Below are 11,127 nucleotides of genomic sequence, written 5' to 3'. Positions count from 1 at the left end.
GACCGCGATTTCGTCGTGCCTGGTGGCGGCGGCCCGGTGGCGCTTGAGGCGGTTGATCCCGCACTCGATCGCGTGCCGATGCTTGGAGTCGTCCCTGTCGAACTTCGGCGGGACGGCCGCCGCGTGAGCCCCGCCCGGGGCGGTTGCGGGCTCGGTCCGCAGGACCCGGAATCGTTGCCTTGATCCCGTGTCCGCGCAGGTGTGCGGGGCGTCGCGGCAGCTGACCTGAGGGTTGTCCGATAACCCGAATGGACCAGGTTAGGATTCCACGGCGGCGCAACCCGCCCATCGCGTGCCCTGTCGCAAAGCTGCTGTAGGTGCGCTTCCGTACAGGGCGTTCCGCCCAGCGCTCTGGAGAGTTCTCGCCGTGTTTGGACAGCGTTCCCGTTCCCGTGCCGTCGTGACCGGCGCCACCGCCACCGCCGTGGCTCTGGCCGTCGCGCTCGCGGGCTGCGGGAGTACCAAGGGTGACAAGGGGAAGAAGAGCGCGGCGGCGAGCGGCCCGACCGCCGCGGCCCCTTCCCCCTCCGCGGCCGGGAAGGTGCAGATGCCGGCCGGTCCGGCCGCCGCCATGACCAAGGCCCGGGACACCGCCGTCGGCCCGATCATGACGACCAGACTGGTCGGCCCGAAGTCCGGCGTGACCGGCCAGGTGTGGGTCTGGCTCCCTCCCGAGTACCACGACCCGAAATACGTCAAGACCGGCTTTCCGGTGCTGACCTTGTACGCGGGCGGTCAGAGCAACGGCTACAACACCTGGGCCGGCAGCGAGCTGCCGATCCAGGAGGAGGACGTGCGGCTGGTCAAGGCGGGCAAGGCCCATCCCTTCATCATGATCATGCCGGTGCAGAACTTCAGCGGCGACGAGAAGAAGACGCTGGACTGTTCGGACATCCCCGGCCAGCCCAAGATGGCGACCTGGATGACCCAGGACATCCCGGACTGGGTCCGCGCCAACTTCCGTACCCTGAAGGGCCGCGACAGCTGGGGCGTCATGGGCGCCTCCACCGGAGGGTTCTGCAGCGCCAAGCTCGCTCTGCAGTACCCGGACGTCTACAAGGCCGCGGTGCCGATCGACGGCTACTTCACCCCGGACTCGCGCCTGTGGCAGGGACACGACGCGGAGAAGGCGGCCAACAGCCCCGACCAGCTGGTCACCCAGGGCAAGGCCGACGTGAAGATGCTGGTCACGGCCGGCGGTGCCGACGCCTACGAGAAGCGCGTCGTCAAGAGCTGGATGGTCAAGGCGGTCCCGCCGGTGTCCATCGAGTACTACGAGCAGCCCGGCGGCAAGCACCTCACCTCGGACTTCAGGAAGATGATCCCGCACACCCTGGAGTGGCTCACCAAGAACCTGGAGGGCCCCGCCCACGACTGACCTGCCCTCCGGTGCCCGTCGTCAGCGCCTCGAGCGCGGGGCCGAGCTCCAGGACGCAGACGCGGGGGTTCGCCCGTGAAGCCCAGCTCGCGGCCCTGGGGGTGCTGGCGTATCGAACAGCTGGACTAATATGTCCGGGTGAGAGATCAGAGTACGCATATGCGAACATCGGGGGTGTGGGGGTGTCGTGCGGCGGGGGCCTCCGCCCGCCTGGCGGGATCCTTCGGCCGCTGGTGGGTGTTCGGCCCGCTGGTCGGCCTGGCCGCCGCCGTGGCGATGGCCCTCCGGATCTTCCACAACGGCCCGATCGGGATGGCGGACAACGGTGACGGTCCGTCCCGGATGTGCGCGCTCGACACTTCCGTCCACCTCGACAAGGGGTCCGCGCGGTGGTTCCACTACGCCAACTTCCGGTATGACCAGGCCAGCCCGGAGGCGTGCACATCCGCGAACACCTACCCGGGCAGCGGCAAGTGGATGCCCATGCTGGCCCGGCCGCTGAGCCACCTGCTCGGCTATCCGGGCGCGATTGACCTCCGGGCCCAGGCACTGCTCTGGTGCGCCCTGGTGGGCGTGGCCTTCGCGGTCTTCGCCATCGCGCTGCGGGGCCGTCTCCTGCTCCGCCTGCTGGTCTGTGCCGCGCTGTTCCTGGTGGTCGGGGACTCCGTGGTGGCGGGGTACGCCGCTTCGCCGTTCAGTGAGCTGGCCGGGCTGACCGGGTTGCTGCTCGCCACCGCGGGTGCGGTCCACCTCGGCGGTTCGCCCCGGGCCAGGCTCGGCGGGCTGCTGCTGTTCACCGTCGGGTCGGTCACCCTGGTGGGATCCAAGATGCAGGCACTCACCATGGCTGTCCCCCTCCTGGCGCTCCTGCTCTTCTCCGAAGTACCGGTCGGCCGGCTCGCCGGCCGGTTCTCCGCCCGGGTGCTCCCGCTCGCTGCCGCGGTGGTGATCGGCGCGGCGGGCACGCACACGCTGCTGTTCCAGATGGAGGCCTTCAAGGAGATCAACCGGACCGAAGTGATCTTCGTGGGGATCATGGGCAAGAGCCCCGACCCTGCCAAGGACGCCGTCGAGCTCGGGCTGCCGGCCGACTTCGGCCAGTACGCCGGGCTGAACTGGTGGGGGGAGAAGGCACCCCAGAAGGACCCCCGCTGGCCCGAAGTCCGGGACCGCATCACCTACACCAACATCGGCACCTACCTGGCCAAGCACCCCGGCGTCGCGCTCCGGATCGCCGACGGCGGGCTGGACGACTTCGCCGCCTCCCGGCCGGACAACCTCGGCTCCTACCCGGTCAGCGCCGGCAAGCCGGCCGGCGCCCAGGAGCACCGACTGGCCCTCTACACCGGATTCCTGCGGACCCTTGGCGGCGGCTGGGTGCTCGGCCTCCAATTCGCGCTCGTGGTGGCCGGCGCCTGGTGGCTGCGCCGCAGCCCGGACAACCCGCGTCGCCGCGCTTTCCTGGCCATGATGATCTGCCTCGGCGGGGCCACCCTGACCCAGTTCGTCACCGCCATGTACGGCGAGGCGATCGAGAACACCAAGCACCTGATCTTCGGCATCTTCGCCACCGGCCTGGCCTTCGTATTGGCGGCGGCCGCTGTGCTGTGCACCCCCGCCGCTGTGAGATCCACAGCCGAGGAGGAGGCTGAGGAAGACGCGACCGCGAGGAGCGGGCGCGCAGCCCTCGCAGGGCTGGCCAAGCTTTGAGTCGAGGAACTCCCGATGTCTCCTGCCTGTGGCCGCCCGCGCCGTCCGGTGCCGCCGACTGGCTGCTGGAGCTGTGCGGCGACGGCCTGACCGGGTTCATGCCTCCGGCGATGCCCGACGCGGTGTGGGTGCTGAACGCGATGTACGAGCACGAGCAGGGGCCGTTCGACGTGTCGTACCACGAGCACCACCAGGCACGTCTTGCCGACGGGAGCACCCGGCCCCACGTCGTGGGGGACATCGATCTCGACGCCGTGGGCATCACCACCGGAGGGGGTCTGGGCCGGGCCCGGCACCCCGGCCCCGGCTGGCGGCGGCTGCGCTGGGCCGAGCTCGCCCGGCGGACCGGCGACCCCATCGTGCCCGACGGGCTGATGCCCTCCTATCGCTGTTTCCCCTCGGCCAAGAAGGAGGGCAGCTGGCCGCTGGGCGTGGTACCGCCGACCGAAGGGAGCCTGGACCGTGAGACCTGGAGCCGACTGATCGCCGTCCTCACCCATTACGGTCCCGAGGGCCCCGACACCCGCTGCTCGGCCTACTACAACCCGCTGACGCTCGGAGCCGCCGACTTCGACAACCTTCATGTGCGTGCGGGGCGACTCGGCGATGCCGAGGTCCTGTACGACCTGTCCGAAGCGGATTTCAGCCCGTCCAACCTGTGGGCCGACGACCACTCCTGGGTCCTGTGCACCGATTACGACCTATGGGCCACCAAGGTCGCCGGCCCCCCGGCCCTCATCGACGCGTTGCTGAACGACTCCGAGATCGAGGCGGTTCGTCTGCCCTGGGCCCACTGATCGGCACAGGCGTGTACGTGCGCTCGGCGCACGACCGCACGCCGGGCGCATGCAGCAGCGGAGGTGTCGGACCGGCAGTTCAGGCGTCACTGGGACCGGCGGTCCAACCGGTGCGCTGGGCCCATGCGTCAGCGCGTCGGATGACGTCCCACACGAAGTCGTCCTTCGCTTGGACGTAGCCGGGCCGGTCGTCACGGAAACGGGCCGCGCAGCGCCGTTTGGCTTCCGCGTACTCGGCCGCGGCGGACGTGTGGCAGCGGAGGTAGTCGCGGAACAGGAGGGGGAACTGCTGGGAGAAGGTGCCCAGCTGTCGCACGTGCACGTGTGTGCGGTGCCGGCCCGGCGGTTCCCGGAAGTACCGCTTGGTCCGTTCGGGGTTGTCCGCCCGGTACACGAAGCCCATGCCGGTGAGCGGGCCCAGGAACTCCTCGGTCGGCTCCAGCGATGTGACCGAGATCTGGATGTCGATCACCGGCTTGGCCGCCAGCCCTGGCACCGAGGTGGACCCGATGTGGTCGATGCGAACCGCAGTATCACCGAGGGCTGTACGTAGGCCCGCGCCCCGCTTGGCGAACATGGCCGGCCAAGCGGGGTCGTAAGGCATGACGTCGACCGGCTCTCCCATACCGAGGAGTGTTCCACGGCTCGCCACAGCCGTGACACGGGAGCGTCGGGCGGAGCGGCCATCCCGTCCTCGAGGAGCCCCGGGGTGGGTCAGTTGACGTTGACGGCCTTCCAGGCGGCCGCCACCTGCTGGTACTCCGGGCCGGAGGCGCCGTAGAGGTCGGCCGCCGCCTGGAGGGTCGCGGTGCGGGCACCCGCGTAGTTGGTGGTCGAGGTCATGTAGGTGGAGAGCGCCTTGTACCAGATCTTGTACGCCTTGGTGCGGCCGATCCCGGCGACGGTGGAGCCGTCGTAGGTCGGGGAGTCGTAGGACACCCCGTTGACCGTCTTGGCGCCGCTGCCCTCGGAGAGCAGGTAGAAGAAGTGGTTGCCGACGCCGGAGGAGTGGTGGACGTCCAGCCGGCCGACGGTCTTGGACCAGTAGTCGGCGGAGACGCCGTCCTTGCTGGGCTTGTCCATGTAGCGCAGCGGCGTGCCGTTGCCGCGGATGTCGATCTTCTCGCCGATGAGGTAGTCGCCGGCGTCGGAGGAGTTGTTGGCGAAGAACTCCACCGAGGTGCCGAGGATGTCGCTGGTCGCCTCGTTCAGGCCGCCCGACTCGCGGCTGTAGTTCAGCTTGGCCGTGGCCGCCGTCAGGCCGTGGCTCATCTCGTGGCCCGCGACGTCCAGTGAGGTGAGCGGCTTCTGGTTGTTCGCGCCGTCGCCGTAGGTCATGCAGAAGCAGCTGTCGGACCAGAACGCGTTGACGTAGGCGTTGCCGTAGTGGACGCGGGAGTACGCGGCCTTGCCGTCGCCGGCGATGCCGTTGCGGCCGAGTTCGGACTTGTAGAAGTCCCAGGTCACGGCCGCGCCGTAGTGGGCGTCGACAGCGGCGGTCTGCCGGTTGGACGGGGTGCCGTCGCCCCACGCGTCGTCGGCGTCGGTGAAGAGGGTGCCGGTGGCGGTGGAGGCCGCGCCGTTCAGGTCGTAGGTCTTGTGGCTGCCGCGCGCGGCGTCGGTCAGGCTGTACGCGGATCCGCTCTGCGTGGTGCCGAGGGGGACGGTGCCGGAGTAGCCGCTGGTGCCGGTCCCGGTGTGGATGGCCTCGTACGCGTAGAGCTCGGCACCCGTCGCGGCGTCCGTGATGACGTGGCGCTCGCTGGGAGTGCCGTCGGGCTCGGTGCCGGTGACGACGGACTCGTAGGCGAAGACCGGCGTGCCGGTGGCGGCCCATACGACCTGCCGGGCGCCGGCGGGAGCGGGCTTCAGGCCGCGTGCGGCCGCCGGGGCGATGCGGGCCTCGGTGCCCTTGGTCGTCTTGCGGCTGCCGTCCTTCTTCTGGTGGACCACCAGATCGCCGCCGAGGACCGGGAGTCCGGCGTAGGTGCGCTCGTACCGGGTGTGCACCGTGCCGTCGGCGTCCTTGATGACGTCCCGCGCCACGAGGCGTTCCTCGGAGGAGAGGCCGATGGCGCGGGCGGTGGTCGCCGCCTCGCTCTGCGCGGCGGATATCGCCTGGGCGCGGGCGCCGGACGACAGCGGGAGGGCGGTCGCGCCCGCCTCCCGTTCGGCCGCGGCGCTGACCGTGCCGCTCTGGACCGCGACCGCGACCATCGCGGCCGAGGCGACGACGGCGGCGGTGCGCAGCATGCGGGTGCGGTTGCGAGAGGTGGGGGAAGAGGACATGGGGTGGGTCACTCGCTCTCCTGGTGTCGTGGGGGACGCCAGGGAGATTGCCAGAGAGAAGCCACCTAATGACAGGTACGCAACAATTATTTGACCTGCTGTTATCCGGGGAGCGGAGATCGATGTCCGCTCAACGACCGAAAACCGGAGCATTCCGGCGCCCGCCCCCGGTGCGGCGGGCGCCGGGCGGTCGGGGCCTACTGGACCCCGGGGATCCGGCGGTCCTTGAACGCGGTACGGACGGCGTCCGCCGCGCTCTGTCCGTACATGCTCCGGGCGGTGTCGATCGTGGCCAGCGCCGCCTCCCGGAAGCCGGTGTCCGGGGCGAACCGGAACTGGGCGTTCACGATGATGCGGTCGGCGGTCCTGGCGCCGAGGGCGCCGCGGATGTCGAACAGGGCGCGGGACCAGATCTCGCCGTCGGCGTGGACCTCGCCCACCCGGTCCTCGTACACCTTCGTCCCGTCGATGCGGCGCAGGCAGTGCGGGGCGGCGCTGTACGGGACCGAGTCCCAGTCGGCGACGCACGCCCGGTCCGCCACCCGGGGCCAGCCGTACGCGGCGGCGGCGTGGTCGCCGACCTCCACGGCCAGGTAGTCGCCGAAGGCCTCGCCGATCGCCCCGGCCTCCGTGGAAGTGCCGAAGCCGGGGACCTGCGCGTGGTGCACGGCGTGCCCGTACTCGTGGAGGATGACCTCGGCGTCTTCGGCGTCGTCCACACCGCCCTTGCCGAAGCGGATCTCGGCCTTCTTGTCGGTGAAGTAGGAGTTGTCGGCGCCCCACTGGTTGATGCGGACCGGCTGGACGCGGTCGTTGGCGCCGGGCAGCTCGCTGCCGAAGCCGAGGCTCTGGAGGTACTCCTGCGCCTCGTTGAGCCAGAAGTAGGCCATGACCTGCTCGAACTGGTCGTCGGAGCGGTTGTAGCCCGCGGCGTCGGCCACCGAGGCCGGCGCGCCGGTCTCCGAGCGGACGGCGGCCCACTTGCCCGAAAGGCCGCCACTGGCGTCGAGGTTGCGCAGCGCGGCGGTGGCGTAGGCGGACGCGGGTATCGCGCCGGCGGAGTCCTTGGCGTCGCTGAGCGTCTGGTCGCCGGACGACTGCACGGGGTTGACCATGAACACGCGGCCCTGCGGCAGGGCGTTGGCGGGCCGGGGCGCGGTGGCCGAGGCGGGGACGGCGAGACCGAACAGTGCGACGGCGGCGGTGGCCGTCGCGACGAACCCGCGGGGTGTGCGCGGCATGGACATCCTCCTGTGAGGGGTGCGGGATGGCGGAGAAAAGAGCGGCCGCGTGGTGCGGACGCGGCATCCTTGCGCACGCGCGGCGCCTTTGACCAGGCTTCGGACCACACGCCCTCGCCCGGACGCTGCTGAAGTACTCGCCGTGGTCCCTCGCCCCGGGCGAGGCCTCCACCCCCCGGCGGCCCGCGCCCTGGGGGAGGCGGCGGCCGGAGAAGACCGACGCGGAGCCGACGGGGGCGGGGCCCGGTGCCGGTCCGGCCGTTCACCGGACAGCACCCCCGTGTACGGGACGCCGACCGGAAACGGCGATGGGTTTGTCAGCCGCACGTGCTTTGCTGGGGGCATGATCGATGAATTTCCGGCCCTTGACCTGTCCGCTGTCGACGAAGCCGTCCGCAAGGCCGCGGCGGTCGAGATCATGCCCCGGTTCCGGCAGCTCGCCGAACACGAGGTGGACCAGAAGAGCGGCCCGCACGACCTCGTGACCATCGCCGACCGGAAGGCCGAGGAACACCTCACCGCCTCCCTGACCCGGCTGCTTCCCGGCTCCGCCGTGGTCGGCGAGGAGGCCGTGCACGCCGACCCGAACGTCTACGGGGCACTGCGCGCCGACGCCCCGGTGTGGATCGTCGACCCGGTCGACGGCACCCGGCAGTTCGTCAACGGCGACCCCGGCTTCTGCACCCTGGTGGCGCTCGCCCTGCGCGGCGAGATCCTCGCCTCCTGGACCTTCGCCCCGGCCCTGGACGAGATGGCCACCGCCGTACGCGGGCAGGGCGCGTACGTCAACGGCGAGCGGATCCACAGCGGTTCGCCCGAGCCCGGCGCCGAGCTGCGCGTGGCGACCGCGCACCCGCTGTACACGTCCGAGGAGGACCGGCGGAACCTGGCCCGGCTCGACGTGCCCGGCGTCGCCGCCCGCCCGTGCGGTTCGGCGGGTCTGGAGTACCTGAAGGTGGCGCGCGGGGAGATTGACGCGCTGGCCTTCACCTGGCCCTCCGCCTGGGACCACGCGGCCGGTCTGCTGCTGGTCGCCGAGGCGGGCGGCGCACAGAGCACCGTCGACGGGGTCCCCTTCCGGGTGGACCGGGACAACGCCCTCCCGTTCGCGATCGGCCGTGACGAGGCCACCGCGGTCCGCGTCCGCGAGCTGCTGCGGGGCGCGTAGCCGCCGCGCCGGACGTCGAGGCCCGCGGAGCACCTCCCCGCGGAGCACCTGCCGGCGGAGCACCTCACCGCGATAGCCGCGGGAGGGGCTCCGACGGCAGGGCCTAGGCTGGAGGCAGTTGCCGTCGCCGGACGAAGGAGCTGTTGTCAGTGCCGTCGATTCTCGACGCAGTCGTGGTGGGGGCGGGGCCCAACGGCCTGACGGCCGCCGTCGAACTGGCCCGCCGGGGCCACTCGGTGGCCGTTTTCGAGGCCGCCGGGACGATCGGCGGCGGCGCCCGCACCGAGGAGCTGACCCTCCCCGGGTTCCGGCACGACCCCTGCTCCGCGGTGCACCCGCTCGGCGCCGGCTCCCCGGTGTTCGCGACCATGCCGCTGGCGCGCTACGGGCTGGAGTGGCTGCACGCCCCGCTGCCCATGGCGCACCCCTTCGACGACGGCACGGCGGCCGTGCTCGCCCGTTCCGTGGCGGAGACGGCGGCCTCCCTCGGGCCGCGCGACGCGGGCGTGTACCGGCGGCTGGTGGAACCGTTCCTCGGCACATGGGACACCCTCGCCCGGGACTTCATGTCCCTGCCCAACACCGCCCTGCCCCGGTACCCCCTCACCCTGGCCCGCTTCGGCCTCGCCGGACTGCCGCCCTCCACCTGGCTGCTGCGCCGCTTCCACGACGACCGCGCCCGTGCCCTGTTCGCCGGACTCGTCGCGCACGTCATGGCCCCGCTCAACGGGATCGCCACTAGCGCTGTTGGCCTGGTCTTCGCCCTCGCCGCGCACGCCGGCGGCTGGCCGATGCCGCGCGGCGGCTCGCAGTCCATCTCCGACGCCCTCGCCGGCTACCTGACGGACCTCGGCGGCACCCTCCACACCGGCTTCGAGGTCAAGCGCCTCGACGACCTGCCCCCGGCCCGCGCCTACGTCTTCGACACCTCGCCGACCGCGCTGGCCCGGATCGCCCGCCTCGGCCGGGCGTACGACGGCTACCGGTACGGCGCGGCGGCCTTCAAGCTCGACTACGCCCTCGACGGGCCCGTCCCCTGGACCGCCGAGGCCGCCCGCAGGGCCGGCACCGTCCAGATCGGCCCCGGCAGCCGCGACATCGACGCCGCCCTCCAGCTGGCCTCGGGCGGCCGCGCCCCGCGCACCCCCTTCCTCATCACCGCCCAGCCCAGCCTGGTGGATCCCGGCCGGGCACCGGAGGGCAAGCACGTCTTCTGGGCGTACGGCCACGTCCCCTCGGGCTGGGACGGAGACCTCACCGAAGCCGTCGAACGGCAGCTGGAGCGCTTCGCCCCCGGCTTCCGCGACCTGGTGCTGGCCCGCGCCACGGCGGGCCCGCCGCAGCTCGCGGCCCGCAACCCCAACTACGTCGGCGGGGACATCGCCTGCGGCGCCGCCTCCGGCCTCCAGCTCCTGCTCCGGCCCAAGCTCACCCTGTCCCCGTACACCACCGCCCACCCGGCGGTGTTCCTCTGCTCCTCGGCGACCCCGCCGGGCCCGGGCGTGCACGGCATGTCCGGACACAACGCCGCCAAGGCGGTCTGGCGGCACCTGCGAAAGGCCGGCTGATGGTACGCATCACCCTCGTCCAGGGCGACATCACGGCCGAGGAGGCCGACGCGATCGTCAACGCGGCGAACTCCTCGCTGCTCGGCGGCGGGGGAGTGGACGGCGCCATCCACCGGCGCGGCGGCCCCGAGATCCTCGCCGCCTGCCAGGACCTGCGCCGCTCCCACTACGGCAAGGGCCTCCCGACCGGCCAGGCCGTCGCCACCACCGCCGGCCGGCTGCCCGCCGAGCACGTCATCCACACCGTGGGCCCGGTCTGGTCACGGGAGGAGGACCGGTCGCACCTCCTCGCCTCCTGCTACCGGGAATCCCTGCGCGTCGCCGACGGGCTGGGGGCGCGTACGGTGGCCTTCCCGGCGATCTCCACCGGCATCTACGGCTGGCCGATGGACGACGGCGCCCGCATCGCGGTCGAAACCGTCCGGACCGCCCGCACGTCGGTGGAGGAGGTCCGCTTCGTCCTCTTCGACGCCGCCGCCTACGCGGCCTTCGAAGCCGCCACGACCTAGTCGCCGGCTGGTCCGCACGCGCCGGGGCCATCGCGGCCGGCGCGGCCACCATCCGGCCCCGGCATGCGACTGGGAGCCTCCGGCGGCAGCACGATGCACGCCGTGCCGCCGGTCAGGTTGACGCGGGAGCGGCGTGGCGGCGCACCGTCGCTCTCGTCGTCCCGCCTCAGCAGCTCCACCCGCCGCTGCTCCAGCTCGGCCGTCTTGTTCCCGTTCACGACCGCCGTGAACTCGTCGAAGGCGATGCTCGACAGCGACCGGCCCGTGCGCCTGCGTACCCACGGGATCAGGCCCAGCCCCGTGAACCATCGCCACACGCTTTCCACCACGGCGAACACGGCCAGCAGGCATACGAACGCCGGGAGCGACCCGAGCCAGACCGCCATGGATGTCCCCGCTTCCTCATCGTCCTCGGCCAACCCGTGGACCACTGTCCGGGACCCGCGGCGCGCGGGCATCAGACCGGC

At 71.9% G+C, this 11,127-nt stretch carries 10 protein-coding genes; 6 read left to right on the top strand and 4 right to left on the bottom strand.

All coding sequences use genetic code 11. The features are described 5' to 3' along the window. Positions 1-400 precede the first annotated feature (400 nt). The 3 genes from ACZ51S_RS07790 to ACZ51S_RS07780 all read left to right on the top strand — a co-directional run bounded on the left by ACZ51S_RS07790 (position 401) and on the right by ACZ51S_RS07780 (position 3,885). The gene (locus ACZ51S_RS07790; RefSeq protein ID WP_468960099.1) at positions 401-1,378 is read left to right on the top strand and encodes an alpha/beta hydrolase; all 978 of its coding nucleotides are present in this window, start codon (positions 401-403) and stop codon (positions 1,376-1,378) included. Positions 1,379-1,537: 159 nt separating this feature from the next. Then, positions 1,538-3,088 carry a glycan biosynthesis hexose transferase WsfD gene (gene wsfD, locus ACZ51S_RS07785; RefSeq protein ID WP_468960096.1) on the top strand — a complete coding sequence of 517 codons (1,551 nt, stop codon included), beginning with the start codon at positions 1,538-1,540 and terminating at the stop codon, positions 3,086-3,088. Continuing rightward, entirely contained in the window at positions 3,085-3,885 is an 801-nt protein-coding gene (locus tag ACZ51S_RS07780) for a hypothetical protein (RefSeq protein WP_468479921.1), read from the top strand. Before wsfD ends, ACZ51S_RS07780 begins: the two co-directional genes overlap by 4 nt. A 79-nt stretch (positions 3,886-3,964) precedes the next feature. On the opposite strand, the gene ACZ51S_RS07775 is transcribed toward ACZ51S_RS07780, so the two are convergent. From ACZ51S_RS07775 to ACZ51S_RS07765, 3 genes are all read right to left on the bottom strand, one after another. Then, entirely contained in the window at positions 3,965-4,510 is a 546-nt protein-coding gene (locus ACZ51S_RS07775) for a GrpB family protein (RefSeq protein ID WP_468479920.1), read from the bottom strand. Positions 4,511-4,599: 89 nt separating this feature from the next. Then, the gene (locus tag ACZ51S_RS07770) at positions 4,600-6,174 is read right to left on the bottom strand and encodes a M4 family metallopeptidase (RefSeq protein ID WP_468479925.1); all 1,575 of its coding nucleotides are present in this window, start codon (positions 6,172-6,174) and stop codon (positions 4,600-4,602) included. Between the two features lie 197 nt (positions 6,175-6,371). Next, positions 6,372-7,415: a M4 family metallopeptidase gene (locus ACZ51S_RS07765; protein ID WP_468960094.1), complete on the bottom strand. Its 1,044-nt coding sequence runs from the start codon at positions 7,413-7,415 to the stop codon at positions 6,372-6,374. Positions 7,416-7,758: 343 nt separating this feature from the next. On the opposite strand from ACZ51S_RS07765, the gene ACZ51S_RS07760 reads away from it, so the two are divergent. The 3 genes from ACZ51S_RS07760 (at position 7,759) to ACZ51S_RS07750 (ending at position 10,660) form a co-directional block, all read left to right on the top strand. Continuing rightward, the gene (locus tag ACZ51S_RS07760; RefSeq protein ID WP_468960092.1) at positions 7,759-8,583 is read left to right on the top strand and encodes an inositol monophosphatase family protein; all 825 of its coding nucleotides are present in this window, start codon (positions 7,759-7,761) and stop codon (positions 8,581-8,583) included. Between the two features lie 149 nt (positions 8,584-8,732). Next, positions 8,733-10,151 carry a phytoene desaturase family protein gene (locus tag ACZ51S_RS07755; RefSeq protein ID WP_468960089.1) on the top strand — a complete coding sequence of 473 codons (1,419 nt, stop codon included), beginning with the start codon at positions 8,733-8,735 and terminating at the stop codon, positions 10,149-10,151. Continuing rightward, positions 10,151-10,660 (top strand): O-acetyl-ADP-ribose deacetylase, encoded by a 510-nt coding sequence (locus ACZ51S_RS07750; RefSeq protein ID WP_468479916.1) that lies wholly within the window; start codon positions 10,151-10,153, stop codon positions 10,658-10,660. The genes ACZ51S_RS07755 and ACZ51S_RS07750 overlap by 1 nt, the downstream gene beginning before the upstream one ends. Here ACZ51S_RS07750 and ACZ51S_RS07745 read toward each other — a convergent pair. Further along, a complete protein-coding gene (locus ACZ51S_RS07745) occupies positions 10,657-11,046 on the bottom strand; it encodes a DUF6191 domain-containing protein (RefSeq protein ID WP_468479915.1) in 390 nt (129 codons plus the stop codon). The genes ACZ51S_RS07750 and ACZ51S_RS07745 overlap by 4 nt on opposite strands. Positions 11,047-11,127: the final 81 nt, after the last annotated feature.

It is taken from the genome of Streptomyces sp. NPDC034043 (genome assembly GCF_055575675.1).
This window is presented reverse-complemented; position numbering and strand designations above follow the sequence as displayed.

What these genes read in the sequence shown, in the direction of transcription:
- ACZ51S_RS07760 (WP_468960092.1), top strand. Translation starts at nt 7,759, where the DNA reads ATGATCGATGAATTTCCGGCCCTTGACCTGTCCGCTGTCGACGAAGCC.
- wsfD (WP_468960096.1), top strand. Translation starts at nt 1,538, where the DNA reads ATGCGAACATCGGGGGTGTGGGGGTGTCGTGCGGCGGGGGCCTCCGCC.
- ACZ51S_RS07765 (WP_468960094.1), bottom strand. Translation starts at nt 7,415, where the DNA reads ATGCCGCGCACACCCCGCGGGTTCGTCGCGACGGCCACCGCCGCCGTC.
- ACZ51S_RS07750 (WP_468479916.1), top strand. Translation starts at nt 10,151, where the DNA reads ATGGTACGCATCACCCTCGTCCAGGGCGACATCACGGCCGAGGAGGCC.
- ACZ51S_RS07770 (WP_468479925.1), bottom strand. Translation starts at nt 6,174, where the DNA reads ATGTCCTCTTCCCCCACCTCTCGCAACCGCACCCGCATGCTGCGCACC.
- ACZ51S_RS07745 (WP_468479915.1), bottom strand. Translation starts at nt 11,046, where the DNA reads ATGGCGGTCTGGCTCGGGTCGCTCCCGGCGTTCGTATGCCTGCTGGCC.
- ACZ51S_RS07775 (WP_468479920.1), bottom strand. Translation starts at nt 4,510, where the DNA reads ATGGGAGAGCCGGTCGACGTCATGCCTTACGACCCCGCTTGGCCGGCC.